Raw genomic sequence first — 26,688 nt, 5'->3', positions numbered from 1 at the left:
CAGAACCTTGGCCCCTACGGGACTGGGGAGAAACCCTAGCCTCAACGGCGGTGGCTGCGCACCCGCGCCGCTTCCTCAGGGCTAATGCCAAGCCGAGTGAGGTTGACCCGGCCCTTGTGATCAATGCTGCGAACCTTGACCACCACTTCGTCCTCCACGGCAACTTCATCTTCTACTCGGGTGACACGGTACTCCGCCAGCTGCGAGATGTGGATCATGCCCTCCTTACCGGGCAGGAACTCCACAAAAGCGCCAATGGGGAGGATGCGGGTCACCCGGCCCAGGTAAACTTGCCCCTCCTCCACTCGCCGCACCAGGTTTTCAATCATCGCCCGCGCCGCTTCGGCCTGGCCGCTGACGGTGGAAGACACTGTGATCGTGCCGTCGTCGCTAATGTCTACCTTGGCTCCTGTGGCTTCAGTAATGCTGCGCACCATCTTGCCGCCAGGGCCGATGATCTTGCCGATGTCTTCTGGATCCACCTTGAAGGTGAGCAGACGGGGAGCCGTTTTGGCCAACTGCGGCCGGGGGGCAGGAATGACCTCCAGCATCTTGTCGAGGATGTAGTCGCGCCCAGCCTTGGCTTGCAGGAGAGCTTTCTCGAGGATGTCAACAGTGATGCCGGTAATTTTCATGTCCATTTGCAAGGCGGTGATCCCTGCCCGCGTGCCGGCCACCTTGAAGTCCATGTCGCCCAAAAAGTCCTCGATCCCTTGGATGTCCGTGAGGATGCTCACCTCATCCCCTTCTTTGATGAGGCCCATGGCCACGCCGCTGACCGCTGCCTTGATCGGCACCCCGGCATCCATCAAAGACAGGGTAGAGCCGCAGACCGAAGCCATCGAGGTGGAGCCATTGGAAGAGAGCACCTCCGAGACCACCCGCACCACGTAGGGAAACTCCTCCTCCTTGGGCAACACGGGCACCAGGGCCCGCTCCGCCAGCGCCCCATGGCCAATCTCCCGCCGCCCTGGCGAACGAGAGGGCCGCACCTCTCCCACGGAAAAGCCAGGGAAGTTGTAGTGGTGCATGTAGCGCTTTTCGTCTACGGGGTGGAGGTCGTCCAACTCCTGGGCATCGCCAGGGGTGCCAAGAGTGGTAATGGAAAGAACCTGAGTGAGGCCGCGGTTGAACAGAGCACTGCCGTGGACTCGCGGGATCAAGCCCACTCGGCAAGAGACTGGTCGCACCTCATCCAGCTTGCGCCCATCTACCCGCACCCCCTCTTCCAGGATCTGTCGGCGCATCAGCTTCTTGAGGAGAGCCTTGAACTGGTTGTCCAACTCCTTGGGGTTTTCCAGCAGGTAAAGCCGCAAGGGATCCCCCTCTGGCCGTTCTTGGATTTGGGCCGCCAGCTTGGCCTTGATGGCCTCCAGTTGCTGCTCGCGGCTGGTCTTGTCCAAAAACTGCTTGAGGACAGCGCGAATCTCCTCCTGGGCCTGTTCTGCTACGAAGGCAACCAGCTCCTCATTGACGGGGGGTGGGGGTAGCTCTACACGAGGGATGTTGAGATCGGCAAGGACTTGCTGTTGAGCTTTGAGGAGCTCCTGAACAGCCTCGAATCCAAACTCGATAGCCTCGACCATGTCCTTTTCCGGCAGCTGCTTGGCGCCTGCCTCGACCATGATCACGCCGTCGGCGCAGCCAGCTACCACCAGATCCAGGTCGCCAGCCTCGATTTCGGCGTAGGTGGGGTTGATGATAAACTCATCCTGGAGTAGGCCCACCCGCACCGCTGCCACCGGGCCGTTGAAGGGAATGCGGGCGCCGTGGAGGGCCAGCGAGGCTCCCAAGATGCACAGCACGTCAGGGGGCACCTTGTCGTCCACAGAGAGGGTAGTGGCTACAATCTGTACGTCATCCCGCAGCCCCTCCGGGAACAAGGGCCGCAGGGGTCGGTCGATGAGACGCGAGATCAAAGTAGCCCGCTCCGGGGGCCGACCCTCGCGCCGCAGATAACTCCCTGGGATCCGACCAGCAGCGTAGAGGCGCTCCTCGTAGTCCACCAGCAACGGTAAAAAGTCAGCCCCCTCGCGATTTTCCTGGCGGGTAGCCGTGACCAAGACGGAAGTTTCCCCACAGGTTAACCAGACTCCACAGCCTGCCTGGGGGGCCATCAAGCCAATATTGATGTCAATTTCCCGTCCGTAAAAGGAAATCGACCGAGTATATTCTGCCATGTCACGCTTTGCCTTCCTTTTTTCCTTGCCGCTATCGTAGCATTTTGGCTTGCTGGAGAAGGCAACCCTTGTCCAGCCAGGGGTTGGTCTGCAGCTACTTACTTCTTTTGCATTGGCTAGCTCAGCCTCACCCCCTCCCCTTCTCCCTCGGTCGAGTACCGCTAAAGGCGGTCGGCAATGCCTCCTCTGAGCCTGCGCAACTTTTGGCCTTTGCCAGCCGCTGGCCTGTCCTCGGTGGCTCTTTACGCCGCTTCTAGGAATGCCAAAATAAAAAGCACTGCCTACTGTCCCCTTCTTCAATCGAACAAGTTATGAACGCTGCCGCATCTTCTCCCTCTTCTTCATTCGATGGCCAAGCTTTGGATCATGTGCTTATTCTCGACACTACTCTGCGCGATGGGGAGCAGTGTCCTGGCGCAACCCTCAACGCTGAGGAGAAACTGGCCATTGCCCGGCAATTGGCTCGGCTAGGGGTCGACATCATTGAGGCGGGGTTTGCCTACGCCAGCCCCGGCGACTTTGAGGCGGTGCAGAAGATAGCGGAGCACGTGGGCACCCCCGATGGCCCCGTCATCTGCAGCCTGGCTCGTGCCTGCAAGGCTGATATTGAAGCGGCAGCTGAAGCCCTCAAGCCTGCTGCCAAGCCCCGCATCCATACCTTCATCTCCACCTCTGACATCCACCTCAAATATCAGTTGCGCAAAACCCGCGCTGAGGTGCTGCAGATTGCCGAGGAGATGGTGGCCTATGCCAAATCCTTCGTCGACGATGTGGAGTTCTCCGCCATGGACGCCACCCGCTCCGATCCCGAATTCCTCTACCAGGTTCTAGAAGCAGCCATCCGGGCCGGGGCCAAAACCGTCAACATCCCTGACACGGTCGGCTACAGCATGCCCGAGGAATTCGGCCAACTGATTAAAGGCATCCGTGAGAACGTGCCCAACATCAAGCAGGCCATCATCTCTGTCCACGGCCACGACGACCTGGGAGTCTCAGTAGCCAACTTCCTAGAGGCCATCAAGCAGGGCGCGCGCCAGGTGGAAGTAACCGTTAACGGCATTGGCGAGCGGGCCGGTAACGCGGCGCTGGAAGAATTAGTGATGGCCCTGCATGTGCGCCGCAGCTACTTTAACCCCTACTTTGGCCTGCCAGTGGACTCTGAAAAACCCCTTACCCACATCAAGACTCAGGAGATCTACCGCACCTCTCGCCTTGTCTCCAACCTCACCGGCATGTTGGTGCAGCCCAACAAGGCAATTGTTGGGGCCAACGCCTTTGCCCACGAGTCCGGCATCCATCAAGACGGGATGCTCAAAAACCGCCAGACTTACGAGATCATGGACGCCCAAACCATCGGTCTGCAATCGAGCACCTTGGTGTTGGGCAAACACTCAGGCCGCCATGCCTTCCGTACCCGCCTCAAGGAGCTGGGCTTCGAGTTGTCAGAGCAAGAGCTCAACAAGGCTTTCTTGCGCTTTAAAGAGCTGGCCGACAAGAAGAAAGAGATCACCGATCTCGACCTGGAGGCCATTGTTAACGACGAAACCCGGCCAGTGCCGGATCTCTACCGGCTGGAGCATGTGCAAGTGGTGTGTGGCAATCACGAGACGCCCACAGCTACCGTGCGCCTGATTACCCCTGAAGGCGAGGAAAAGGTGGATGCAGCGGTGGGCACGGGACCGGTAGATGCAGTTTACAAAGCCATCAACCGCATTGTTAACATTCCTAACCAGCTCATTGAATTTTCCGTCCAGTCGGTTACCGCCGGCATTGACGCCATGGGGGAAGTCACCATCCGCCTGCGCCATGAGGATCGCATTTTCTCAGGACATGCTGCCAACACGGACATTATTGTTGCCTCTGCGCAAGCCTATATGAATGCCCTCAATAAGCTCTACGCCGCTCTGCACGCAGCTCGCTCAACGGCTGCCCAGCGGGAGGCTGCCACTCAGAAGGTTTGAGCGCAAGGCTAGGCTTCCCGGCTGCCTCCTCCCCAAGAGGAAGAGGAGTTGGCGGGGGAGCGGCCTAGATCTCTCCGGCAAACACTCGCCCGATGACCTCTTCAAGGGGCGGATCGGTTACCGCCAAGTCCAACACCTCCAGCTCCGCCAGGAGCCTGGCTACCGTCTGGGTGAGGTGTTCCCGCCGTACCCACAGCCGCACCTCGCAGCTGCTGCCGGGATCCCCCTCGCTGCGCAGCTCGCCATAGGACTGCAGTTGCGCCAGGGGACAGGGGTGGGCCAATTCCAGCTTTACCTCTCGGTAGGGGGCAAAGCGCTGCCGCAGCTCTTCCAGGCCGCCATCGTAGATAAGCTGCCCGCCGCTAATCACCAACACCCGCTCACAGAGGGCGGTAATATCGGCCATGTAGTGGCTGGTCAGGAGCACTGTTGCCCCATAGCGGCGGTTGTAGTCGCGCAGAAATTGCCGCACCGCAGCCTGGGCGTTGATATCCAACCCCAAGGTGGGCTCGTCCAAAAACAAAACCTGCGGGCGGTGGAGCAGGGCCGCCAGCAGCTCTGCCTTCATCCGCTCCCCTAGGGAAAGCTTGCGCACCGGCTGCTTTAGCTTGTCCTTCAGGTTGAGCAGCTCCGCCAACTCCTCCACCCGCTCCTGAAACACTTTCTCCGGGATCTCGTAAACAGCGGCGTTAATGCGCAAGGAGTCCATCGCCGGTAGATCCCAAAGGAGCTGCTGCTTTTGCCCCATCACCAGGGTAATCTGCCGCAAAAAAGCTGGCTCGCGCCGGTAGGGCAAATGACCAACCACCTGTACCGTGCCACTGGAGGGGTAGATGAGACCCGTCAGCATTTTAAGGGTGGTGGTCTTGCCAGCCCCGTTCGGCCCTAGAAAGCCTACCACCTCCCCCGCTTGAATTTGAAAGCTCAGGGATTGCACCGCCGGGATGTAGCGATAGGTGCGGCGAAAAAAGTGGTGTAATGTACCCACTACCCCCGGCTCCTTGATGGCTACGGGGTAAACCTTGCTCAGGTTGTTAACAGTAATGACCGGCTCCCGCTCCGTCAACCTCATCCCCACAAAATAGCCAGCCTGGCCTCCCCAACCCCAGAGCCAAGTTCCCCGAAGCTGAGTCTGCCAGAGCTGGCAAGGAGGCCACCGCAGATGGGCAGGGGCACTACAGCAGCCCCACGTCTATTCCTGGCTTGCCGGCAACGAGCTCTACTTTCAAGATGCGGCCACCCGACTTCTGAATGCGCTGCTGCTCGCGGAACCAGTTGTCGTAGGGCACCAACTTGGTGAAGTAGGTATTCTGCAGCTCCCGTTGGGTGCGAATTCGGGTTTGGCTAGGCACACAAGCGGTAATCTTAAACATGCGCATGGTGGAGGATCCCCCCTGGCAAGGATTAACTTGACCAGCAACACAGGCGACCCACCTCAGAAAGCTCGCGTACCTTAGTTAGCACACCAGATCCCTGGGGCAAGTCGCCTGTCGTGCTTGTTAGATGAACTTCACGCCAAGGCCACGAGGCTGGCAGTTAGCTGAGGCCAGAGCAGATGTAGTCGAAGTACACACCCATTTCTTTGCCGGCTTCAGGGCCCACCAAAGCAGCGGTTACTTCTTTCATAGCTTGGATGGCCTGAATCGTTGCCCCAATTGGCACCCCCAGCGAGTTGTAGGTTTCTTTGAGGCCGTTGAGCACCCGCTCGTCGAGGATGGAGGGATCCCCCGCCAACATCGCATAGGTGGCGTAACGCAGGTAGTAGTCCATGTCGCGAATGCAAGCAGCATAGCGACGGGTGGTGTACATGTTGCCACCAGGGCGGGTGAGATCGGAGTAGAGCAGGGCCTTGGCAGCAGCCTCCTTAATGATGTTGGAAGCGTTGGCGGCAATAGTGGCAGCCGCTCGCACCCGCAGCTCGCCCGTGGCGAAGAAAGCCCTTAGCTTGTCCATGGCCGAGCTGTCGAGGTACTTGCCTTGGACATCGTAGCTGTTGATAACAGCAGTAATGGCGTCTTGCATGATGAGCTTCCTAAATCAAACAACCTTAAACAGAGGGCAGTCGAAAAAGAGCCTAGCTCATGGCTCCCGCGACAAAGTCGAAGTAGTAGGCCGCTTCAGCCGCGTCCTCGGGAGACAAAAGACCCATGGCTACCTGCTTCATGAGGCGGATGCTCTCCGCCACTGCCGGGAGGGGCGTGCCCAGAGAGTTGTACATCTCCCGCACACCCACCAAGCCGATCTCTTCAATCGGGGTAACGTCGCCGGCAACGATCCCGTAGGTAATCAGGCGCAGGTAGTAGTCCATGTCCCGCAGGCAAGTTGCCGTCATTTCCTCCCCATAGGCGTTGCCCCCTGGAGAGACAATGTCGGGACGCTTCTGGAAGAGCTGATCAGCTGCTTGCTTAACGATGCGCTCGCGCGACTCCGCCAAGACTTGAGCGATGCGCAGCCGCTTCTCCCCCGAGGTAACAAAGGACTTAATCCGATCCAGTTCTCCCGGGCTGAGGTAGCGGGCCTCCGCATCCGCATTCACAATCGACTTCGTGATAACGCTCATGGATATCCATCCTCAAGTCGCTTTTTTAAAAAAGGAGTATGGCAGGCATACCCGCATGCTATTTTCCGATATGCCTGCCGTCTGCCATCTTAGATCTTCACACTTCTTAAAATCTTTCCCAGGAAAGGAGCTCTCCCTTTGCCGCTAGGGCAGATAGGGTTGAAAGTCTTGCGTAACCCTCAAGGTCAGGCTGGCGTTGGCCTCAATCACCGCCACTTCTGGCGCTGTTACATTGCCAATCACCGCCCCTGCGGCTGCTCCGCCCAGCACTTTCTCGGTTGAGATCACCCGGTCGCCCAAAAGGCCCCCCAAGAGAGCCCCTGCGGCTGCCCCAATCAGGGCATCTTGGACAATTGCTTCCGCGGAGGTGTGACGGGGATCCTTGCGCAGCGGGATCACCTGGCTTTGCGCATAGAGGGGGTAGGATTGGCCATTGAAAATCAACGCTCGCGAGACAAACTGGGCGCCGCCGCTTACTGGCTGGAATTGGCCTTCTAGGAGGGCTCCTGCCGGAACAACCGTGTTGCCGTAGATATCCCGCAGAGGGGTTTCCAGAGTGAGTCTGACGGTGCGAGTTTCGCCAGGGGCCAAGAAAAGGGGCTCAGCAGAGCGGTGCACTGCTTGGATCAAGTCTCCGGAGCGCAACAGCAGCGTGGCTCGCAGTTGAAAGGGCTGGCCAAAGCCGTTTCTGTCTGTCCCTGGATTTACAGGCCGCCATCCCTCGCCACGGGGCGGAGGTGGCAAGGGATCCCTCTGCGCCAGAACCGGCGTAGCCACCGGTAGCCAGAGCATCCCCCCCGCTAGAGAGGCCAACAGGCGACGGGCTAGGTTGGTCATGGTCTCAATCCCTGAGCTCCACTTCTACGTTAGCGGCAAGCTGGCCAAAGCCAAGGGCAAGAGCTACTTTGGCATTCCCCTTCCATCAAACCCGATCCAAAAGTGGGGTGGACTACCCCAAACCAGTAGATGCTGCTGCTCTTTGGCCTTAATAGAGGTGCGGAAAAGCGCTGCCGTCGCCGCTGTGGGAACTCTGCTGTCCGTGCTAGATTAGGCCCTAGGTTTCTCCCTTCAGGTAGGGCTTACACCTTTTTCCTGTGGCCATGAAGCGCAGCCCCTCCACGCCAGAGCAACCCTCTCCCAGTTCAGGCACTTCTACCCAACCGCACTGTTTGTCGCAGGGGGAAAGAGGATTTCCCTTTTTGCGGCCTTGGGCTGTCTCGGGGCTAAGGTCTCTTCTCTTGTCAGTGCTGCTGGTGCTCTTGGGCATGGGTCTGGGGGCAGCTCTGGTGGGAGGCAAGGGGGTATTGGCTCAGACGACGGCAACTCCGCCCCAGCTGAACCTAAACTTTATTGCCGAGGTGGCCCAGAAGGTGGGGCCGGCAGTAGTGCGCATCGACGCGGAGCGGACAGTGAACGTTCCTGGGGCTTTCCCAGAGGAGTTCTTTAGCGACCCGTTTTTCCGCGAGTTCTTTGGCCAGGTGATCCCTCCCCTGCCGCGACAGCGGCGACAGCAAGGCACCGGCTCCGGCTTTATCATTAGCCCGGACGGCCAGATCATCACCAATGCCCACGTGGTAGAGGGATCTGACAAAGTAACGGTGACGCTGAAAGATAGCCGGAGCTTTGAGGGCAAGGTCATCGGTACGGATCCAGTTACGGACATTGCTGTGGTGAAGATTGACGCCCAAAACTTGCCAACGGTGAAGCTGGGCCGCTCCGAGCTTCTCGAGCCGGGCCAGTGGGCCATTGCCATTGGCAACCCGCTAGGGCTAGACAACACGGTAACCGCTGGGATCATCAGTGCCTTGGGCCGTTCCAGCAGCGAGATCCGCGTGCCCGACAAGCGGGTGTCTTTCATCCAGACCGATGCAGCCATTAACCCCGGCAACTCTGGCGGTCCGCTGCTCAACGCCCAAGGGGAAGTGATTGGGGTCAATACCGCTATCATCCAGGGAGCGCAGGGGCTGGGCTTTGCCATCCCTATTGAGACAGCCCAGCGGGTGGCCAAGCAGTTGATTGCCCGGGGCAGGGTGGATCACCCCTACTTGGGCATCCGCATGCTTACCCTCACTCCTGAGCTGAAGGAACGCCTCAACCAGGATCCCAACAGCCGCATTTTCGTAACGGTGGATCGGGGGGTGCTCATCGGCGAGGTTGTTCAGGGATCCCCAGCCGAGCGGGCCGGGCTGCGCGCTGGCGACATCATTCTCTCCATCAATGGCCGCCCTGTAACCACTGCCGACCAGGTGCAGCAAGAGGTGGAGCGCATGGAGGTAGGCAGCAAGCTGGAGCTGGAGATTGAGCGCGGTGGGCGGCGGCAAAAGATCCAGGCGGTCACTGGATCTTTCCCAACCCCGAAGCGCAGCTAGGCGGAGGCCTAGGCGTACTGCTTGTCAACTTCGGCGGCAGGGGGGCAAATGATGGACAAGCAGGTCGGTTTCCTCTGGCGCAAGCGGGTGAGGAATTGGCCAGCCTGCACCGATTTGGAGCTGATGGAAGGCCTCAAAGCGGGGCAGCCTGCTGCTCTAGCGGCTCTTTATGATCGCTACGCCAGCTTGGTCTATGGCCTGGCCCTCCAGATCCTGGGCTGTATGACTGAGGCGGAGGATCTAACTCAGGAGGTGTTTGCCCTTCTCTGGCGGAAGCCCAGCCACGATCCAAGGCAGGGATCCATCAACAGTCTTCTGTGTAGGTTGACCCGGGCGCAGGCCCTTGAGCGTCTGCGCTCTCGAGGCAGCCAGCGCCGCCTCGGGAAACCCTGGCAGCCTCTGCTGATTGCCAGCCATAGATCCCCAGCCCCCTTTGAGCAGCTCTCCGTCGAAGAGCGGCGGCAGCCCGTTCAGGAGGCTCTCAGTCAACTCTCGGAAAGCCAGCGCCAGCTGCTGGAGTTACTCTACTACCGAGGCCTAAGCGCGGCAGACATTGCCCAGGAGCTGGGGATGCCCCTGGCAACCGTCCAAGCCCGCTCTCGCCAAGCCCTCTGCAAGTTGCGGAGATCCCTGCGGCCTCTGCTTGACCAGTAAGGCGGCGGGGCTTTGGGATGGCCATGTCTACATGTTCCTCTGAGCTGGGAGAAGAAATCCTAGCCGATTATCTGCTGGGGATCTTGCCACCCGAGCAGGCAAGGGCCCTAGAGGCGCGCTTGGCTCAAGAGCCCCAGCTAGCGGCAGAATTGCAAGCCCTCCAAGAAGCCCTGCATCTGTTGCCCTATGGGCTGCCGGGGGTGATCCCGTCAGCCAGCGTGCGAAGCCAGGTGATGGCAGAAGCGGGCGCCCCGCCCATCCCCCCCCAGCCAGCCTTGCCTTCTCTAGGGCTGGCTCGCCTCAAAAAGCGCTGGTTGAGGGGCCTAGGGGCAGTGGCCCTGCTGTTGCTGGCTTTCGATAACTGGCGGCTACGGCAGACCCCGCAGCCAGCTCCCCTAGAAGCGGGGCAGGCGCTGGCCCAGTTGCTCCAACAGCCGGGATCTCGCCTAGTTACCTTGCAAGGGGAGGCAGGGTCAGCTAACTTGCTGTTTCGCCCGGGGGAGTGGCAGGCGGTGGTTTTGGCAGCAAGGGATCTGCCCCCTTTGCCTGAAGGGGAGCGCTACCACCTTTGGCTCAAGCTGGACACTGAGGAGATGCTCTACTGCGGCAGCTTTCAAGTAGATGCCCAGGGCAGTGCCATTGTTGCCTTGCGCCTGGCGCAGCCCCCCTCCGAGGAGGCGCGCGTCCAAGAAGTGCTGGTTACGGCCGCCCCTGCCCTGCCAGAACTTGGCAGCAGGGTTCTCCTCAGCGCTGGGGTGGTGGAAGACTAGCGGGCCACCAGCAGCACCCCCATCATGCCGCCGGCGAGAGGATAGAACTTGGCAGCAGAAAATCCCACCTGCAAGGCCATTTGCCGCTGTTGTTCTCCGGAGGGAAAGCGATCCAAGCTAGGGTCAATGTAGGCATATTCGGCTGCCAATCCCAGGGCTTTGGCCTGAGCCACAACCCAGCTGTTGAGGTACCAGCGCTGAAAGCTCTCCAGGAAAGGGATCCCCCTGGGGCGATGGAAATCCAAAATGGCAGCGCGGCGGCCAGGTTTGAGCACCCGGCAAATCTCCCGCAGGGCCTGAGGAATGTCGGTTACGTTGCGCAGGCCGTAGCCCATCGTAATGGCGTCAAAGCTGCCATCCGGAAAAGGCAAGGCCAGAGCATCGCCCAAGACCCACTCCAGGGAGTAGTCGGGGAACAATTGCCGGGCCCGGCGCTGGGCAATGGCCAGCATGGCTGGGGAGAAATCCAGTCCCACCACCTGTCCGCCTCGTCCCACTCTCCGGGCCAGTTGCAGGGCCAGGTCGCCAGTGCCACAGCAGAGATCCAACACCCGCTCCCCCGCAGCCGCACCCGACCAGCGTACGGCCATGCGCTTCCAAACCTGATGTAGCCCCAGGCTTAGAGTTTGGTTAAGGGCGTCGTAGTGAGGAGCAATGCGGTCAAAGAGCTCCCGGATTTGCTCAGGGCGCTCAAAGGCTGGGCTGGGCACCGGTTCTCAACTCCACGGGCAGAAGAAGAGGCTAGGGTGGCACGGGGATCCCGCTGACCCCAACTTGGTGGCGGCGGCTGGGATAATCCGCTAGGCTCAAAGACAATGAGCGGGAGCCAGCCAAGGTGGAAGCAGGGATGCGGATCGTTCCCTGGAAAACTTGGCTGTTGGGAGGCAGCTCTCCAGGCAAGCCCTGGATGAGAGCGTCGATTGGCCGGCCGTTGTCGTCAGTAACGTTGAGGAAGCTGTAGAGAAAGCGCACCGTTTCCGGCGAATTGTTTTGTAGGGCAACGTTTAAAACCACCTGCCCTCCCTCGCGACGCACGGAGAGCACCTGCATGGCCACCTGCCCGCTGGCAGCCACTTGGAGAGGCGGAGGTGGTGGCGAAGGACGCGGCGGCGGAGAGGGGGAGGCAGGCTGCGGGGTAGGCAAGGGAGAGGGAGCCGAAGCCAACTCGGGAGACAAGCGGCGTGGAGGAGTGGGGGTAGGAGGGGCAATGGCTACAGGTGGGGGTGTAAAAAGCGGAGTAGGAGTTGAAGGCGGGCGAAGAAGGGCTTCCGCTGCTGCGATCACCTCCGCCTCGTTGAGGAGGGGCACAGTGCGGGGATCGCGAATGACCCGCGAGGCAGAAGAAGTGCTGGTTTCGGTAACTGGGGAGGAGACCCCCGAGAGAGCACGTTGGCCGAAGAGGTAACCCACGCAGCCGCTCACCACTGCCGTAAAGAAAAAAGCCACTAGCCAACCCACCTCTCCCAAGAAGCTGGAGGTGAAATCTCGGGCTGGCCTAAGCGATCTCCGCAAAGACTGCTCACTCCTGCTAGGAACCTGTTCTACCTATGATATGCAGGCAGCAGGCCAGCTACTTCACCGGCTCAGAATCAGGGTGCTCTTGCGCCTGGCAGCCGAGAGAGGCGCTGTCGAGGTTGGGCAGCCGTTCCCCCAACCACCAGCCCGGATCCTCCCAGTTCAGAGATCCCAGCCACTTCCCCGCCCGATCCGCCAAGACCAAGCCCAACAAAACCGGCGCGGTGGTGATCCCCAACGCCAGGCTCAGCCAAAGGGGAGGAAAGGTTGGCGAGGCAGCTGAAGCAGCATTTTGGCCAGGGGAAGATGCTGGCTTGGGATCCGTCATGCCTCTTGTAAAACTGCTCCTAATTGAGCTTTATCCTAGCTCCAAACTCACAGATCCAGAGAATGTGCCCGAGCTCCGCGCAGGGGTTTTCAACCGCTAAGCTAAGGCAATGGACTTCCCTCCTCCTGCCTGATGGCGATTGTACTTATCTGCGGCCCTGCCCGCTGCGGTAAAAGTCGGCTGGCGGAGAGCCTAGCTGCCGCTTCCGGACTGCCGGTCTTCTACCTGGCCACGGGGCCTAAGCCGGATCCTGAGGCTGACCCGGAGTGGGCGGAGCGGGTTCGACAGCATCGGCAGCGGCGTCCTCCCACCTGGCAAACCTGGGAAACGGGGCCTGACCTGGGCGCCGAACTGCAGCAGCTACCTCAGCCCTGCTGTGCCCTAGTGGATTCGCTGGGGGGCTGGGTGGCCCAGAGCTTGGACTGCTCGCCTGGGGAATGGGATCCCTTGGCGCAATCCTTCTTGAGAGCGTTGCAAGGCTGCCGAGGAAAAGTGATCCTGGTTTCCGAAGAAGTAGGCTGGGGAGTGGTGCCTGCCTATCCGCTGGGGCGTCAGTTTCGCGATCGGATGGGGGAGCTCACTCAGAAGCTGGCCCCGCTGGCAGACCAGGTGTTCTTGGTGGCGGCAGGCTTTGTTCTCGACCTAACTCGGCTGGGGATCCCGCTGGCAGGGGTGAATAGCCCAGAGCTGAGATAAGCTGCAAGGGGTTGATGCTATCCACATCCCTGGCCAGGACTTAAGACGTTAAGGTAACTGCTTGTCGTCGTGCCGATTACCTTCTACTTGCCGGCCAAAGCCATTCAAACCCTGGATTTAACGCCGGGCCATGAGTTGGTGAAAACCTTGATGGCGGATCCCGTTGGCGCCGCTCAGCAGGTTCAGTGCGCCATCGATTGGCCGCGCAGCCCCGACGATCCGCGCGAGCTCTCGGAGATCCCAGAAGTGCGCCTGTGGTTCATCCGCTGGGACACGGTTTACCCCTGGATGCCCTACTTTCTCGACTGGCGCAGTGGTGAGCTGGCCCGTTACGCCGCCATGCTGGTGCCCCACCAGTTCAACCCGCGCGAAGGGATCGTCTACAACCCGGAGGCATTGGAGATCTTCGTCTACCAGAAGATTTTTGTGCTGATGCGCTGGTTTAAGCAGCAGAAACTGGGATCGGTCTCGATGCTGCGCGACATGGCCTTGGTGTTCGGCTTTGAGGTGCAACCCGAGTTTCTAAGCCTCTGGGAAGCCGAGACAGGGGAGCCATGAGAGTGATGGTGGCAGACACCTGGCCTGGAAGTCGGGCAGCACTAGGAGTGGCAGAGGCCTGGCAGCAGGCGGTGCAAGCCCCTTGGGGCCTGCTCGAGGTGGATCCCAGCCCTTCTGAAGCCCAGCTTAGAACCCTCTGGCGGCAGATGGTTGCTTGGGAGGGAGAGAAGGCCCCGCTGCTGGTGGTGCCCGGAAGCCTTGCCGACCCTCTGGGGCCTGGCCAAACCTGGGCTGACCTAGCTGCTGCGTGGGGGTTCAAGGTACTTCTGACGCTGCCTGAAGAAGCTGCCCTCAGCCAAGCAGCCGCCTTTGCAGCTTTGCTGCGGCAAACCAAGGCCGACTGCCTAGGGTGGGTGCTCCTGGAAGCGGCACCAGCCCTCTCCTCCCGACTAGAGCCTGCCTTGGTCTGGCAGTTGCCGGCCCAGGTAGGGATCCCCGTTTTGGGTAGAAAAGCAGTGGCTGGCTCGGTGGTGTGGAGAGAAGAGCTGTGGGATCTCCTCAGTCTAAGATCTACGCAGGGATGGGGGGTCTACCCCGAGCTTCCCCTCCTTTGATAGGTGCCCATCAGCTGCGCCTGGGCGAGGATGTGGCCTTCCATGGCCCGTAGCAAGGCCTCTTTGGTGGCTCCTGGAGCTAAGGCTAGCTGCCTGTCCAGGGCGTAGAGGGTGAAGAAGTAGCGGTGGGTGCCGCTGGGAGGGCAAGGGCCACCATAAGTGTTCCGACCCCAACTGTTTTGCCCGTGGACGGCCCCTTGGGGGAGATCGCTGTCGGAGCGGATCCCTTCTGGCAGACTCGTGACCCTGGCAGGCAAGTTGTAGACTACCCAATGGACAAAGGTGCCTCTGGGGGCGTCTGGGTCATCCATGATCAGGGCAAAGCTTTGGGTTCCTGCAGGTGCCCCCGACCAACTCAAGGGGGGAGAAAGGTCGTCTCCTTCACAGGTGTAGCGGGAGGGGATGGGTTCTGAGGGGGCAAAAGCGGAGCTAACAAGCTGCAGAGTCATACGACCGGAGCTCAGGAAACCTCAGCAGCTGGGGAAACGATTCTGTGACGGAGAGAGTGGGATTCGAACCCACGGTGAGTTGCCCCACACAGCATTTCCAGTGCTGCGCCTTCGACCACTCGGCCATCTCTCCAGTGCACCTATGCAACTACTTTTCAGCAGCGCCGAAAAGTGAGCTTTCTAATTCTAGCAAAGAAACTCCCCGCCCTCTAAAGCTTGCAGCAGTACCTGCCAGCGAGAGCAGCGCTAGGGATTGAGGGTGGCGTTGAGTTGCATTGCTGTCTAGTCAGGGATGCACAGGCGGGGACGCCAGGGCAAAAAAGACAGGGATCCCCTTAGCGTCCACTCGGTGCTAATATAGCGCCGACCGGTTGGATGTCGTGCAGCTCGAGATGGATATCTTGCAGCCACCGCCCCAGGCTGTCGATCATGGCTCGATAGCGATCCAGGCCGCAAAACTCGTTGAGGGGATCCCGGAAGTAAACTTGGGGATCGTAAGTTGAGTAAGTTTGATTTTTGGGAAAGCGAGCGTAATCTGCCCGCAAAATAGCCACCAGATCAGGGCCAGGCGGGACTTGGGAAGGAATGCTCATGCCTTGGCTGCAACAGAAAGAGACACCGCTTCCCCAGGAGCAGGGCAGCATAGTCGGATCGATTGGCCGGTGGCAGCGTTCAGGGATCCCAGCTTTTCCCGAAACTCCTCTAGGCTCCCCAGAGGGCGGATCTGGGCGGCCAACCAGCCCTGGTAGTTCACCTCTCCCATCGCCGTCGGGATCACCTGCTGCGGGCGCAGGGCTGCCACCACCTGCAGGGCTCGCTCCGGCCCCATGATGACCTCGCCCAAGAGGGGAAAGATTTGCCCCACCACCGGAATCAACAGAGTGTGGATGGGAGAAAACTCCTGCTGTAGCCGCGGGCGGACATCCGGTTGGGAAAGGTGAGGCTCGTAGTAAAGCCGTGTCTGCGAGGAGGTCTCTTCCAGCAAAAAGCCCAGCTCCCGCACCGGCCCCAAAGGCGCGCCGGGAACTGCTGTGATGCGCAAATCCCCCCACTGTACCCCCTGCCAGGGATCTAGCGCCTGCACGGTGGTAAAGCCAAGGCCCCGCGCCACTCTGGCAGCCGTTGGCGAAGCCAAAACCGGGATCTGCTTGTCCAACCTTCGCAAGGTAGGCGGGTGGCAGTGATCCGGCTGGCCCTGGCTGAGGAGGATCCCGTCAATTTTGGGCAGAGTCTCCGGGGTAAAGGGGGGCGGCTGGCGGTGCTCCAGGCGGAGGAACCAGGGCAGGCCAAAGAAGACCAAAGGATCCACCAGCCACGGATCCAGGAGGAAGGTCTGCCTCTGGGTCTGGACAAGCCAACTGTTGAGGTCGAGGCGGGTGAGTTTCATGGGGCTATTGGCCGGTGATGGAGAGGTCAGCTACCCAAATGCGGGGACACAGGCCAGCAGGAGTGACCTGTGGCTCCGGCTCGACGTAGAAAATCGACTTCAACAGCTCCAGAAAGTCCCCGGCTACTGTGGCTGCCTCGATGCTGATGCGCTCTCCCTGGCGCACCCACCAGCCCTGAAAGGGTAGGGAGAAGGATCCCTGTAGAGGCTTAACTCCAGCATGGAGAGCCTGCAACTCGTCAATCCAGACCACGTTCTCAGCCGTGGCCAAGTCATAGGTGCTCTCCGGCGGTGCGCCAGCAAACACGTGATAGTAGTGGGCGGCAACCGTCACTTTGGCGCCGATGTTGGCATGGCCGGTGGGCTGGGCCCCCAGACGTTTGGCAGTGCCGGCGCTGTGCAAGAAGTGGGTTAGGACACCGTTGGTGATGAGGGGAACGCGGCGGGTGGGGGTGCCTTCGCCGTCAAAGCTGATCGCTCCTACGTTGGTTGGGTGGAGAGCGTCATCACACACCGATAGGAGAGGTGAGGCAATCTGCTTGCCCAGCGAGTCGGGGGTGGAAAGGCTTTGGTTGTCGAGGATGTTCTGGGCGTTGAAGAGATTGGAGAAAGCTCCCAAGAGGCTTAAAAAAGCTTCCCCAGAAAAAACCGCCGTGTATTTTCCAGAAGGGATCCGCTCGTACTCCAGGTGGCTGATGAGTTTCTCGGCAGCTTCTTTGGTGCAACCTTGAATATCCAGCTCCTCCAGGCTGCGAGCCACCCGCATGGCGCCGGCGCTGCGGGGTTTGCGGCCCTCTTGTTCTGCTTTCCCGTAGAGAAAAATGGAGGCCAGGGTGTGGCCCTCTTGGCGCAGGGCTTGGTCGCTGTTGAGGTAAAAGCGGTCAATCTGCCGCTGGGCCAAGCTGTTGTAGGGTACCCCTTGGATGGCGGGATGGGATCCCAGCAAAGCCTTCTCAGCAGCCACCAGTTGCTCTAGGAGCTCGCTAGCCAGCGCCAGGGGCCTTTTGTCGTTGCAGGGCTGGAGAATGGGCAGCTTGGCCTCTGGGCTAAATTGGGGCGCATGTTCCCGCACACCGAAGTGGCTGGCTTCAAAGGCCATCTGCAGAGCCAGTTCCAGCCCCGCCTCATCGACATCGGTGGTGGAGGTCACCCCCACCTGCCCTTGGTCGTTCCAGGCCCGCACCGTTACGCTGCAGCGGTGGGAAGCCTTGACCTGGCGAGGTTCCCCGTGATCTACCTGCACGCTGGTTTCGTCCACTTGAGCCCCGTAGAGATCAAACTGGGGGATCCCCAAACGTTGGGCACAGCTTTGCACCCGTTCGGCCAAGGCCTCAACTTGCAGTATCGCCACTCCTTCTCTCCCCTACCGACGGGCCAGCCAGGCGGTCAAGTCCTCCACGCTGTTGAAATCCAGCAGCGCTTCCCCCAGCGCCTCCAGTTGCGACGTTGGCAAAGTCCAAATCCTGTTTTCCAGAGCCGGGTCAAGGGATCCCAGCTTCCGCCGCAAAAGCCGCAAAACCAGCGTTGCTTCTCCATGCTGCAATCCCTGTTGCAGTCCTTGTTGCAGGCCCAGTTGCAGACCTTCTTTGCGCCCTGCTTCCAGGCCCTCGCGCAGAGCTTCTGCCCGCCACTCTTGGTAGATCACCGACTCCCTCATATCCAAAGACCTCATGATTTGTCGAATTCAGCACCGATCCAATGCTAGTCCTGCCAAAACGGCTGTTGCCGCTGCCAGTTCCCGTCGCTCGTTGAGGTCTGGCAAGCGCTCTAGCTCACTGACCACTCCCCGCAAGGTTTCTGCCGGATCCTCCACCTGACTCAAGACGCGAAAAGGGAGCAGGGCTTGCCAAACGTGCTCCGCACCGCTCACGCGAATGTGCTCCGCACCGCTCACGCGAACGGCTCCGGCTGGCAAGTTGCATTCCCACAAGCGAATGACCTCGAACTCATGGCTGAGCCTTTCTAGGCGGAAAAAGGTTTGGAAAACCCTCTCCGAGCGCGTTTTGCGAAGATAAATGACCGCCTGCCGCACCGGTAGCTGGGGATATTTCCGATAGAAGCGAAGCCGGTAGTCAGCCATGCGAAAGGGGATTTCAGGATCTGGATCTGTTTGAAATTCCAGATGCAAAATGCTCTGCCGAAGCCCCAACAAAATCACGGAGTCTGCCCGGATGGGCTCCTCTGACAATTCCGTAGGCAGCATCTGCACCGGCGCAGCCACTTCTCCTACCAGCCAGCCGGTAAACTGCTCCGGGAAGCGCTCTGCCAGGTATTTGCAAACGTTGTCGTAGGCCATGGGGGATCCCTGGATCTAGCGCCCGCCCACGGTGATGGCGTCCACCTTGATGTGGGGCTGACCCACGGTGACGTAGATGTTGCCGCTGACAGAACCACAGAAGCCAGGGGCTAGGCGAAGATCCTTGGAGCACATGGAGATCTTGGCCAGGATGTCCTTGGCTTCCCCGATTAGGGTAGCCCCCTTGAGGGGCTTGGTAATTTTGCCGTTTTCGATGAGGTAGGCTTCTTCAACGGCAAAGTTGAATTGTCCCGTGGGGCCGACGCTACCTCCCCCCATGCGCTTGCAGTAAATGCCCTTGTCAACAGAAGCAAAAAGATCGTCCAGTTCGGCATCGCCGGGGGCGATGTAGGTGTTGCGCATGCGGCTGGCGGGGGCAAAGGTGTAGTTCTGGCGGCGACCGCTGCCGGTGCGAGGGTGGCCAGTGCGCATGGAGCCAGCGCGGTCAGCCAGGAAGTTCTTCAAAATGCCCTTTTCAATGAGCAGGGTGCGCTGAACCGGCATGCCCTCGTCGTCCACATCCAGGCTGCCAAAAGCCCCCTCGGAGAGCCCCTCATCCCAGGCGGTGAGGTTTTTGTGGGCAATTTTCTGGCCTTTTTTGTCGGCAAAGGGGGTGGTTTTGCGCTCAATCTGAGTGGTTTCCAAGAGATGCCCACAGGCTTCGTGGAAGATCACGCCGCCAAAGGCGTTGGACATGACGATGGGGTAGGTGCCCGATTCCACGTAGTCGGCATAGAGCATCTGGCCGGCAGCCTCTGCCAGCTCCTGGCTGTGGGCTACAAGATCCCAGCGGCGCAAAAAGTCGGGATCCCCGGTGCCCCCCGCCCGTTGACTAACGGAAGCCCGGTGGTCGCCGTCGGCGCAGAGCAGGGTAGAACTGACCGACTGGGTGAGGCGAATGTCACGCACAAAGGTGCCATCGCTGCAGGCCACCAGGATCTCCTGCCAGTCGCGGAAGTAGTTGGTGCGGCGGGACTGGACGTGGCGAGCTTGCCGCTTCAGCTCTGCGTTGGCCCGCAGCAGGATCTCCCCCATTTCGCCGATAGGGCTGCATTCCTTGAGCCAGCCGTCTTTGCTGCGGCGCTCGGCGTAGTCTTGGAGCAGCCCTAGGTTGGCAGGGGAGACCAAAGCGGCAGGGCCAGGGGGGGTAAGGCCCATGAGCAGCAGGCCTTTTTCCAGAGCAGCTTTGAGGCCGGCAAAGGAGAGATCGTTGGTGCTGACGTAGCAGTCAGCCAGGCCACGAAACACCCGCACCCCCGCGCCGGTGGAAAGCCGAGGGGTGATACTGGTGATGGCGTCGTCTTCCGCCAGGCAGCTGATGGAGTTGACCCGCTCCAGGAAGATCTCCACCAAATCGGCGCCGGCAGCCCGCCCCCAGCCCAAGAGAGTTGAAAGGGGATCCCGCCAGTCCTCGCCGAAGCGCTGCAGGGTGGGGCGGTAGTCGAGGTTGGGCAGGTCTTTGGATAGAAGCAGCATACAGGCCTATGGGGCTGGGGCCGGTTTTTGTTTCCTCAGTTTAACAAGACGTAAAGGCTGCCTTTTGGGGGAAAGAGCCTCCCAGCTTGACAAGGGCAAAGGAGCAGCCGAAGATCGCTGCACAAGGAACCCCCAGCTTGCAATGGCTGCCAAGAAAAGAGGCTCGGAGCTTCAGCCCAGCCTGTTTGACGATCCCCTAGAGCCGCCTGCCCCCACTGCGGAGACTTTTCCCCAATGGGATCAGATCCCGCTCTCGGCCCAGGTGCCCATTCCCCCCGGTACCTATCGGGATCTGGAACAACTGGAGCAGCACTGCCGAGTCTGCCAGCGCTGCGAGTTGGCGGCCAACCGTACCCATGTGGTGGTGCACCGAGGCAACCCCAAGGCAAGGATTCTCATCATCGGCGAGGGGCCGGGGGAACAGGAAGATCTGCAAGGGCTGCCCTTCGTGGGCAAGTCGGGGCAGTTGCTCGATAAGATCTTGGCCTCCGTGGGGCTAGATTCCGAACGGGACACCTACATTTGCAATGTCGTCAAGTGCCGTCCCCCCAACAACCGCGTGCCCACCCAGGAGGAGATGGACGCCTGCCGGCCCTACTTGTTGGAGCAGATCCGCCTGGTGGATCCCTGGATCATTTTGTTGACCGGCGCCACCTCGGTGCGCTCCCTTCTGGGGGATAAGCGGGGCATTACCAAGATTCGCGGCGAGTGGATCCAGTGGCAGGGGCGCTGGTGCATGCCGATTTTTCACCCAGCCTATCTGCTGCGTAACCCCGACCGCACCCCCGGCAGTCCCAAGTGGCTGATGTGGCAAGATATTCAGGCGGTAAAGCAAAAGTACCTGGAGCTTGCCGGCGCAGCGCGGTGAATCCTGCAAAACCCGGCTAAGCTGGGAAAGGAGCTCCTTGCCGTCTTGCCTTGACCCCTTCGGAGTTTGCCCTCGAGCAGCTTCTTTTCACCCCGGCCACACCCGACCCGGACGCCGTGCGGGTCATCTACGCCTTTCCCAACACTTACTCAGTAGGAATCACCAGCCTTGGCTACCAGGTCATCTGGAGCCTGCTGGCCAGCCGTCAAGATGTGGTCGTCTCCCGCCTCTTTACAGATCTGGCCGAACCTCTGCCGCGGGATCCAGAGCTGATGGGCTTTTCCCTGTCTTGGGAGCTGGACTACGTCCATATCCTGGATCTGCTGGAGCGACAGGGGATCCCTCTCCAGGCCGAGGCGCGGGGGGAAGCGGATCCCTTGGTTTTCGGTGGTGGCCCAGTGTTGACGGCCAACCCTGAGCCCTTTGCTGCGTTCTTCGACCTCATCCTGCTGGGGGACGGGGAGGGGCTAGTGGAGCAGATGATCCAGACCTACCGCCAGGTAAGGCGGGGATCCCGAGCGGAAAAGCTGCAGGCGCTGGCCCAGGTACCAGGGATCTACGTGCCCAGCCTCTACGAGGTGCATTACCGCGAGCCCGAGGGCCCGGTGGAGAAAGTCATCCCCAAGCTGGACGGGATCCCCAGCTCCATCCGCAAGCATACCTTCCGCGGCAACACCCTCTCGGTTTCCACCGTGGTTACCCCCAAGGCAGCCTGGGAGAACATCTACATGGTGGAGGTGGTGCGCAGTTGTCCGGAGATGTGCCGCTTTTGCCTGGCCAGCTACCTGAACCTGCCCTTCCGCGCTGCTGAGGTGGAGGGGCATCTGATCCCCGCAGTGGAGCGGGGGCTGCAGGTAACCCAGCGGATTGGCCTTTTGGGGGCCTCGGTAACCCAGCACCCCCAATTTGAGCAGCTGCTGGAGTACCTGGCCCAGGATCGCTTTGAGCGGGTGCGCCTCAGCCTGGCTTCGGTGCGCACGGGCACGGTCACGCCTCGCCTGGCGCAAGTTCTCTCCCGTCGCGGCAGCCAGTCCATCACCGTGGCCATCGAGAGCGGCTCGGAGCGGCTGCGCCAGGTCATTAACAAAAAGCTGGCCAACGAAGAGATCTTGGCGACGGCAGCCCACGCCCAGGCTGGCGGCCTGAGGGGGATCAAGTTCTATGGCATGGTGGGGATCCCGGCAGAGACCCAGGCCGATCTCGAGGCCACGGTTGCCCTCTTCAAGGAGCTCAAGAAGGTGGCTCCCCGCCTGCGCTTGACCTTGGGCTGTAGCACCTTTGTGCCCAAAGCCCATACTCCCTTTCAGTGGCAGGGGGTAGATCCCCAGGCGGAGAAAAAGCTGCAGTGGTACCAAAAACACCTGCGTCCCTTGGGGATTGAGTTCCGCCCAGAAAGCTATAGTTGGTCGGTCATTCAGGCTCTGATTTCCAGAGGGGATCGACGAGTAGCGCAGGTTTTGCAGTTGGCGCGGGAGTTTGGCGACTCCCTGGGCAGCTACCGGCGTGCTTTCAAAGAGCTCAAAGGAAAGCTTCCGCCCTTGGACTACTACGTCCACAGCAACTGGGATCCGGCGGATCCCCTTCCCTGGCAACACCTTGAGGGCCCTCTTAGCCTGGAGCGGCTGCGGCAGCACCGCCAAGAGGCCTTTTCCGTGTAGCGCAGGAAGCTGTGCTTAAGGATGGGGGCCTGCAGCGGCCAGAAACGCCTCGATCTCAGCGCGGCGCGGCAAACTAGGCTGAGCGCCAGGGCGGGTTACGCACAAAGCCGCAGCGGCATTGGCAAACCGTAGAGCTTCCCTCAGGGGTTTGCCAGTAGCTAGGCAGGCGGCCAAAGCGCCGCAGAAGCTGTCGCCGGCAGCGGTGGTATCCACTACCGCCACAGGGTGGGCCGGCAGGTAGCCGCTTTCTCCGCCATCGGCCCAGACCAAGCCTGCTCCCCCCAACGTGACGATCACTGTCGGGATCCCCTGCCGTTGCAAGGCTTGGGCCACTTTTTCGGCTTGCGCGGGTGTCTCCACCGGGGATTGGGCAAGAGTAGCGGCTTCGCTTTCGTTGAGCACCAAGTAGCGCACCTGGCGCAACAGGGATCCCGGCAGGGGCACCACAGGGGCTGGATTGAGCAGGATGGGGATCCCTTGGGCAAAGGCTTGCTCTGCCACCGCCTGCACCGTGGCCAGGGGGATTTCCAGTTGCAGCAGAACCATCGCTGCCGGCGTCCAAGGAGGCAGCTGGGCGGGGGTGTAGCGACCGTTAGCGCCGGGGCTGACCACAATCCGGTTTTGCCCTGCTGGATCCACAGTGATCAGAGCGATGCCGCTGGGCCCTTCCAGCTCCCGCAGGTGGTGGGTATCGACGCCGTTCTGCTCCAGGTTCTCTTTCAGCAGGCGGCCAAAGCTGTCAGATCCCACTGCCCCCCACATCTCCACCTGGGCTCCCGCCCGTGCCGCTGCCACCGCTTGGTTGGCCCCCTTGCCGCCAGGGTAGGTGGCGTAGTCGGATCCCAGCACCGTTTCCCCAGGCCCAGGATGGCGTGGTACCTGCACCACCAAGTCCAGATTCAAGCTCCCCACTACGCGAACTAGGGCTGTCATTGGCTAGCTGAAAAACGGTGCCCTAGAGGTAGCTCATTCTAGCTCCCACCACTGGGTTGGAGAGCTTTCCACCTTGGAGGGGCTTGGCTATCTTGTGAGGGGGTGACGCGGAAACAAGCCATGCTGCTGACCACTACAGACGTGCTCCAAGGTAGAGAGGTTGAGCGTTACTTGGGCATTGTTACCGCCGAGGTAGTTTATGGCACCAATGTTCTACGGGACTTCCTTGCTAGCCTCCGCAACATCATCGGGGGACGCACAAGAACCTATGAAGAAGTTCTCGAGAATGCCCAGAAAAAGGTTTTGGAAGAGTTGGAGCAGCGAGCCAAACGTTTGGGAGCAAATGGCATCCTAGGCGTTAGCATTCATACCAACATGAGCGCGACAATGATCCTCGTTACCGCCGCCGGCACCGCCGTCAAGCTGCGCTAGAACCTTTAGGCCAGGCTCTCCATCAATGCCTCGTCGATCTCAAAGTTGGCGTAGACATTTTGCACATCATCCAAGTGGTCCAGCCGCTCCATGAGGGTCAGTACCAGCTTGGCTGTCTCGGGGTCCTCCACATGCACCTCCGTAGAGGGGATCCAGCGGATGGCCGCCTCTTGCACCTGGTAGCCTTCTTTTTTGAGGTAGGTGGCCACCTGCTCCAGCAGGGTGTAATCGCAGTAGACTTCTGCGTCGGTTCCCTCTACCTTGAGATCCTCCCCGCCTGCTTCGGCTACCGCTAGCAGCAGAGCTTCGGGATCTGTCACCCCCTCTAGGCTAATCACCCCTTTTTGCCGGAACAGCCAGCTCACGCAGCCACTTTCCCCCAGGCTGCCGCCGACTTTGCTGAAGGCCTCCCGCACCTCGGCAGCCGTGCGGTTACGGTTGTCGGTCATCGCCTCGATCAAGACAGCTACCCCCCCAGGGCCGTAGCCTTCGTAGCGAATTTCCTCCAGGGGGCTGTCGTCGGTCCAGTTGCCCGATCCCTTGGCGATGGCCCGCTCGATGGTCTCAGCAGGCATGCCTGCCGCTTTGGCTTTCTCCACGGCCGAGCGCAGCCGAAAGTTGGCGTCAGGATCGGGCAGGCCGTTGCGCGCTGCCACGATGATGGCCCGGGAAAGTTTGGTAAATAGGCTGCCCTTTTTGGCATCTACACGGGCTTTTTGCCGCTTAATGTTGGCCCATTTGCTGTGTCCTGCCATGCTGTGCACACCAGTCAAGCAACCTAAGCGGGAGGGAGCCCCTAACTTTGAAGCCTAAATCACCACCTGCTTAGGTCTCAACCCCAGAGGTGCAGGTCAAGGCTGGATGGGTTGCCGCTCGATTACACCCCCTGGTGGCGGTGGAGCTTCTGGCGTTGCTTGAGGTGTAGGCGTTGGAGTCTCCATAGGAGGCGCAGGCGTTGGTGTCTCTATAGGAGCTGGCGTGGGAGGCAGAGGAGGTACAGGCTCTTCAGGCACAGCCTCAGGCGGAGGGGTCGGGGTTGGCGGCTGAGTTAAAAAGGGCGTTACCTGTTCCAGCAGCTCGGCATAGAAGATTCCGTCCTGCTCCGGCCCAAAGCGGCCCACCGCCCAGCGGTGACGGGGCACAAACAGGGTTTGCAGCAGCACTTCCCGACTGGCGAAAGAGGGAGTGCCCACAAAGACATAGCCATCGACAATGACACGGTTCAAGTCAGGCCGAGTTTGAAACACCCGGTCCACCTCCCGCAGCATCTCCGCATCCAGCCGCTCCAGCAGAGTTTCCAGAGTGTCTTCAGGCCTGACCAAAACCCGCACTGGAAAGCGATAGCTTTCGCATCGATACTCTCCGCAGAGCTTAACCAGCTCGTTCCGAACTCGGATCTGCACCGCCGGATCGATGTCTCTCACCGGTGGTGAGACTTCTGGCTCTGGCTGCTGTTCCGCTTCCTGGGCCCAAGTCAAGAGGTGGCCACCCCAAGCTCCCAATAGCAGCGATCCGCACAACAAGGCGAGTTCCCAACCTCCAAGGGGAAGGCTCCAGCCTGGGCTGCCTCGCTCAGGGCGTTGTGAAGGCAGGAGATTGGGATCCCGATTCTTACTCAGCGGGCTGTTCATAGGTTAACCACTACGGCGTCGATAGCTACCGCCAACTCTACCCGACATGGGCCTAGGAGGCACTAGGCTAAAACGGAGCCGCTCCTGCTGGATGTCGCTGCTCAAAGGATCAAGGGGAGGGATCGATGGATTGCCAAATCCGTTCGCTGCAGCTTGCCGAAATGGCTGTAGTCTAATCTGGAGGAGCCAATGAGCCTGCAAGAGGTATCTATGCCAGCGCCAACATCAAAGGTTTGGGGATCCCCCTTGAAGCTTTTCTGCGGCCTTCTAGCCTCGGCTGCCCTCCTGGCAGGCTGTGGGGGAGCTGGAGGGACGGTGCCACCTCCAGTCAATGTTTGCGCGCAAGCCTTTCCAGCGATTTTCGAGGCCAAGAGCTTGCGCCCAGGAGCAAGGCGCAGTGGAACCTTGGGGCCAAATAGCGACTTGGAGATCTACTTTGATGAGAAGGACAATGTCATAAATGCCCGGGAAGTCCCACCTCCCCCTGGTACGTTTACCTTTTATGTCGATGGATTCCTTTACTTTCCTTCTGCAGCCAATGTTACAGGAGTTACTATCCGCCTAACTAGTCCAGTCTTCGACCCTCTGCTGGTCATCTTTGGTCTTGATGTCAACAGGGAGACTGATCCGGAATTCTTCTTCATCAACGATGACGCAAAGCCTGGTGATTTCACCACCTCCGAGCTGACGATCCCAGTACGGCTAGACCGCTGTTACCTAGTGCTAGTGCAGAGCTACTGGGCGCAGAATGCCCGCAGCGTTGCTCCGGGTAGCCCAGGCCGAGGTCCCTATACCCTCGAGGTGGTGAGGGAAACCTCTGCCGCGCCTCCTCCTCCCCCTCCCATCCAGCAGAAGCCTGACGACAGGGAAAACGGTGGTGGCGGTGACCGAGGCGGTGTGGGTATTTAGCTCTGGCGGGTAAGCCTAATGGCAAAGCTTGCGCTGCCACAGGTGGCTGTGCCGCGAATCAAACGCCCGTCAGAGCTGACGGTACCGCTCCACGTGACAGTTGGAGTACCGCTACCCCCTATTCTGCCGCTAACAGAAAGTTGGTTGCCGATGAGCTGGCCACTGCGCTCAGAAAAGCTGGGTGAGGAAATGATAATCTGATCGCCGTTTTGCTGGATGGAGACGGTTTCCTGGATGCCAGTTGCAACATTGATCTTACACAGGGATCCCTGCCAGATAAAGGACCCTCCCTCGTAGAGCCACTGGCCGCTCAAGGCAAGCTCTGGTGCAGGCGTTGGCGTTGGCGGGGTTGGTGTCGAGGCCGGAGTTGGATTGGGGGTAGGGGTAAGAGGGACAAACGGCGTAAATCGAGGAATAGGGGTAAGCGTTGGGGTTGGCACTAGCGTGGGAGTGGGTGTTGGGGTTGGAGGGGGTGTTGGTGCCGGAGTTCGTGTAGGCGTCGGC

At 60.3% G+C, this 26,688-nt stretch carries 32 protein-coding genes and 1 tRNA gene; 11 read left to right on the top strand and 22 right to left on the bottom strand.

What is annotated here, in order from left to right:
* Positions 1-41 precede the first annotated feature (41 nt).
* Positions 42-2,180, bottom strand: coding sequence for a polyribonucleotide nucleotidyltransferase (locus tag NW833_RS07815; protein WP_414412092.1), 2,139 nt, complete (start codon positions 2,178-2,180; stop codon positions 42-44).
* A 311-nt stretch (positions 2,181-2,491) separates the two neighbouring features.
* Here NW833_RS07815 and NW833_RS07810 point away from each other — a divergent pair, with 311 nt between their 5' ends.
* Positions 2,492-4,141: a 2-isopropylmalate synthase gene (locus NW833_RS07810; RefSeq protein WP_414394640.1), complete on the top strand. Its 1,650-nt coding sequence runs from the start codon at positions 2,492-2,494 to the stop codon at positions 4,139-4,141.
* Between the two features lie 64 nt (positions 4,142-4,205).
* On the opposite strand, the gene NW833_RS07805 is transcribed toward NW833_RS07810, so the two are convergent.
* The 5 genes from NW833_RS07805 to NW833_RS07785 all read right to left on the bottom strand — a co-directional run bounded on the left by NW833_RS07805 (position 4,206) and on the right by NW833_RS07785 (position 7,538).
* A complete protein-coding gene (locus tag NW833_RS07805) occupies positions 4,206-5,213 on the bottom strand; it encodes an ABC transporter ATP-binding protein (protein WP_414412091.1) in 1,008 nt (335 codons plus the stop codon).
* 103 nt (positions 5,214-5,316) lie between these two features.
* A complete protein-coding gene (locus NW833_RS07800; RefSeq protein WP_011431036.1) occupies positions 5,317-5,520 on the bottom strand; it encodes a phycobilisome linker polypeptide in 204 nt (67 codons plus the stop codon).
* A gap of 157 nt (positions 5,521-5,677) precedes the next feature.
* Positions 5,678-6,163, bottom strand: coding sequence for an allophycocyanin subunit beta (gene apcB / locus NW833_RS07795; protein ID WP_414394636.1), 486 nt, complete (start codon positions 6,161-6,163; stop codon positions 5,678-5,680).
* Positions 6,164-6,215: 52 nt separating this feature from the next.
* Positions 6,216-6,701, bottom strand: coding sequence for an allophycocyanin (locus NW833_RS07790; RefSeq protein WP_414412090.1), 486 nt, complete (start codon positions 6,699-6,701; stop codon positions 6,216-6,218).
* Between the two features lie 144 nt (positions 6,702-6,845).
* Entirely contained in the window at positions 6,846-7,538 is a 693-nt protein-coding gene (locus NW833_RS07785) for a hypothetical protein (RefSeq protein ID WP_414412089.1), read from the bottom strand.
* A 263-nt stretch (positions 7,539-7,801) separates the two neighbouring features.
* On the opposite strand from NW833_RS07785, the gene NW833_RS07780 reads away from it, so the two are divergent.
* The 3 genes from NW833_RS07780 to NW833_RS07770 are packed head-to-tail and all read left to right on the top strand — an operon-like array spanning position 7,802 to position 10,494.
* Positions 7,802-9,070 carry an HhoA/HhoB/HtrA family serine endopeptidase gene (locus NW833_RS07780; protein ID WP_414412088.1) on the top strand — a complete coding sequence of 423 codons (1,269 nt, stop codon included), beginning with the start codon at positions 7,802-7,804 and terminating at the stop codon, positions 9,068-9,070.
* A gap of 51 nt (positions 9,071-9,121) precedes the next feature.
* Positions 9,122-9,724 (top strand): sigma-70 family RNA polymerase sigma factor, encoded by a 603-nt coding sequence (locus tag NW833_RS07775; protein ID WP_414405686.1) that lies wholly within the window; start codon positions 9,122-9,124, stop codon positions 9,722-9,724.
* Between the two features lie 17 nt (positions 9,725-9,741).
* Entirely contained in the window at positions 9,742-10,494 is a 753-nt protein-coding gene (locus NW833_RS07770; protein ID WP_414412087.1) for an anti-sigma factor domain-containing protein, read from the top strand.
* Here the strand turns inward: NW833_RS07770 and ubiE are convergent.
* From ubiE to NW833_RS07755, 3 genes are read right to left on the bottom strand one after another with little or no spacing between them, the layout of a single operon-like run.
* On the bottom strand, positions 10,491-11,204 hold the full coding sequence (gene ubiE / locus NW833_RS07765) for a bifunctional demethylmenaquinone methyltransferase/2-methoxy-6-polyprenyl-1,4-benzoquinol methylase UbiE (RefSeq protein ID WP_414394628.1): 714 nt from the start codon (positions 11,202-11,204) through the stop codon (positions 10,491-10,493). The genes NW833_RS07770 and ubiE overlap by 4 nt on opposite strands.
* A gap of 31 nt (positions 11,205-11,235) precedes the next feature.
* Positions 11,236-12,006 carry a hypothetical protein gene (locus tag NW833_RS07760; RefSeq protein WP_414412086.1) on the bottom strand — a complete coding sequence of 257 codons (771 nt, stop codon included), beginning with the start codon at positions 12,004-12,006 and terminating at the stop codon, positions 11,236-11,238.
* 58 nt (positions 12,007-12,064) lie between these two features.
* Positions 12,065-12,337, bottom strand: a complete 273-nt coding sequence (locus NW833_RS07755; protein ID WP_414409899.1) for a hypothetical protein — start codon at positions 12,335-12,337, stop codon at positions 12,065-12,067.
* 132 nt (positions 12,338-12,469) lie between these two features.
* Between NW833_RS07755 and cobU the strand changes: the two genes are divergently transcribed.
* From cobU to NW833_RS07740, 3 genes are all read left to right on the top strand, one after another.
* Complete coding sequence (gene cobU, locus NW833_RS07750) at positions 12,470-13,033, top strand: bifunctional adenosylcobinamide kinase/adenosylcobinamide-phosphate guanylyltransferase (RefSeq protein WP_414394623.1); 564 nt, start codon at positions 12,470-12,472, stop codon at positions 13,031-13,033.
* Between the two features lie 69 nt (positions 13,034-13,102).
* Positions 13,103-13,591, top strand: a complete 489-nt coding sequence (locus NW833_RS07745; RefSeq protein WP_414394621.1) for a CRR6 family NdhI maturation factor — start codon at positions 13,103-13,105, stop codon at positions 13,589-13,591.
* 5 nt (positions 13,592-13,596) lie between these two features.
* The gene (locus NW833_RS07740; protein WP_414412120.1) at positions 13,597-14,145 is read left to right on the top strand and encodes a hypothetical protein; all 549 of its coding nucleotides are present in this window, start codon (positions 13,597-13,599) and stop codon (positions 14,143-14,145) included.
* Here NW833_RS07740 and NW833_RS07735 read toward each other — a convergent pair.
* From NW833_RS07735 to NW833_RS07700, 8 genes are all read right to left on the bottom strand, one after another.
* A complete protein-coding gene (locus tag NW833_RS07735) occupies positions 14,121-14,594 on the bottom strand; it encodes a YbhB/YbcL family Raf kinase inhibitor-like protein (protein ID WP_414394618.1) in 474 nt (157 codons plus the stop codon). The two genes, NW833_RS07740 and NW833_RS07735, sit on opposite strands and share 25 nt — an antisense overlap.
* Before the next feature lie 48 nt (positions 14,595-14,642).
* A tRNA-Ser gene (locus tag NW833_RS07730) sits at positions 14,643-14,727 on the bottom strand.
* A gap of 202 nt (positions 14,728-14,929) precedes the next feature.
* A complete protein-coding gene (locus NW833_RS07725; protein WP_414412085.1) occupies positions 14,930-15,187 on the bottom strand; it encodes a DUF2358 domain-containing protein in 258 nt (85 codons plus the stop codon).
* Positions 15,184-15,981: an MBL fold metallo-hydrolase gene (locus NW833_RS07720; protein ID WP_414412084.1), complete on the bottom strand. Its 798-nt coding sequence runs from the start codon at positions 15,979-15,981 to the stop codon at positions 15,184-15,186. Before NW833_RS07720 ends, NW833_RS07725 begins: the two co-directional genes overlap by 4 nt.
* Before the next feature lie 4 nt (positions 15,982-15,985).
* Positions 15,986-17,326 (bottom strand): TldD/PmbA family protein, encoded by a 1,341-nt coding sequence (locus NW833_RS07715; protein ID WP_414412119.1) that lies wholly within the window; start codon positions 17,324-17,326, stop codon positions 15,986-15,988.
* A gap of 18 nt (positions 17,327-17,344) precedes the next feature.
* Positions 17,345-17,638: a DUF4351 domain-containing protein gene (locus tag NW833_RS07710; RefSeq protein ID WP_414412083.1), complete on the bottom strand. Its 294-nt coding sequence runs from the start codon at positions 17,636-17,638 to the stop codon at positions 17,345-17,347.
* 27 nt (positions 17,639-17,665) lie between these two features.
* Positions 17,666-18,277, bottom strand: a complete 612-nt coding sequence (locus NW833_RS07705; protein WP_414412082.1) for an Rpn family recombination-promoting nuclease/putative transposase — start codon at positions 18,275-18,277, stop codon at positions 17,666-17,668.
* Positions 18,278-18,292: 15 nt separating this feature from the next.
* Positions 18,293-19,753, bottom strand: a complete 1,461-nt coding sequence (locus tag NW833_RS07700) for a TldD/PmbA family protein (protein WP_414412081.1) — start codon at positions 19,751-19,753, stop codon at positions 18,293-18,295.
* Between the two features lie 262 nt (positions 19,754-20,015).
* Here NW833_RS07700 and NW833_RS07695 point away from each other — a divergent pair, with 262 nt between their 5' ends.
* On the top strand, positions 20,016-20,621 hold the full coding sequence (locus NW833_RS07695) for a uracil-DNA glycosylase (protein ID WP_414394814.1): 606 nt from the start codon (positions 20,016-20,018) through the stop codon (positions 20,619-20,621).
* A 50-nt stretch (positions 20,622-20,671) separates the two neighbouring features.
* Positions 20,672-22,279: a B12-binding domain-containing radical SAM protein gene (locus tag NW833_RS07690; RefSeq protein WP_414412080.1), complete on the top strand. Its 1,608-nt coding sequence runs from the start codon at positions 20,672-20,674 to the stop codon at positions 22,277-22,279.
* A 15-nt stretch (positions 22,280-22,294) separates the two neighbouring features.
* Here NW833_RS07690 and rbsK read toward each other — a convergent pair whose 3' ends face one another.
* Positions 22,295-23,212, bottom strand: a complete 918-nt coding sequence (gene rbsK / locus NW833_RS07685) for a ribokinase (RefSeq protein WP_414412079.1) — start codon at positions 23,210-23,212, stop codon at positions 22,295-22,297.
* A 120-nt stretch (positions 23,213-23,332) separates the two neighbouring features.
* On the opposite strand from rbsK, the gene NW833_RS07680 reads away from it, so the two are divergent.
* Positions 23,333-23,644 carry a YbjQ family protein gene (locus NW833_RS07680; protein ID WP_011431068.1) on the top strand — a complete coding sequence of 104 codons (312 nt, stop codon included), beginning with the start codon at positions 23,333-23,335 and terminating at the stop codon, positions 23,642-23,644.
* 5 nt (positions 23,645-23,649) lie between these two features.
* On the opposite strand, the gene NW833_RS07675 is transcribed toward NW833_RS07680, so the two are convergent.
* Both NW833_RS07675 and NW833_RS07670 read right to left on the bottom strand, forming a co-directional pair.
* Entirely contained in the window at positions 23,650-24,399 is a 750-nt protein-coding gene (locus NW833_RS07675) for a YebC/PmpR family DNA-binding transcriptional regulator (protein WP_414394604.1), read from the bottom strand.
* A 96-nt stretch (positions 24,400-24,495) separates the two neighbouring features.
* Entirely contained in the window at positions 24,496-25,122 is a 627-nt protein-coding gene (locus NW833_RS07670; protein ID WP_414412078.1) for a hypothetical protein, read from the bottom strand.
* A gap of 399 nt (positions 25,123-25,521) precedes the next feature.
* Between NW833_RS07670 and NW833_RS07665 the strand changes: the two genes are divergently transcribed.
* Positions 25,522-26,184, top strand: a complete 663-nt coding sequence (locus NW833_RS07665) for a hypothetical protein (RefSeq protein WP_414412077.1) — start codon at positions 25,522-25,524, stop codon at positions 26,182-26,184.
* Here the strand turns inward: NW833_RS07665 and NW833_RS07660 are convergent.
* Positions 26,181-26,498 (bottom strand): hypothetical protein, encoded by a 318-nt coding sequence (locus NW833_RS07660; RefSeq protein WP_414412076.1) that lies wholly within the window; start codon positions 26,496-26,498, stop codon positions 26,181-26,183. The two genes, NW833_RS07665 and NW833_RS07660, sit on opposite strands and share 4 nt — an antisense overlap.
* Positions 26,440-26,688, bottom strand: a 249-nt coding sequence (locus tag NW833_RS07655) for a hypothetical protein (RefSeq protein ID WP_414412075.1), incomplete at its 5' end; no start/stop codon positions are given. The genes NW833_RS07660 and NW833_RS07655, both read right to left, overlap by 59 nt.

Origin of the sequence: Synechococcus sp. O70.1, assembly GCF_047462215.1 — a bacterium.
Taxonomy (GTDB): domain Bacteria; phylum Cyanobacteriota; class Cyanobacteriia; order Thermostichales; family Thermostichaceae; genus Thermostichus.
The sequence above is the reverse complement of the archived record's forward strand: the minus strand, read 5'-3'. Positions and strand labels throughout refer to the sequence as shown.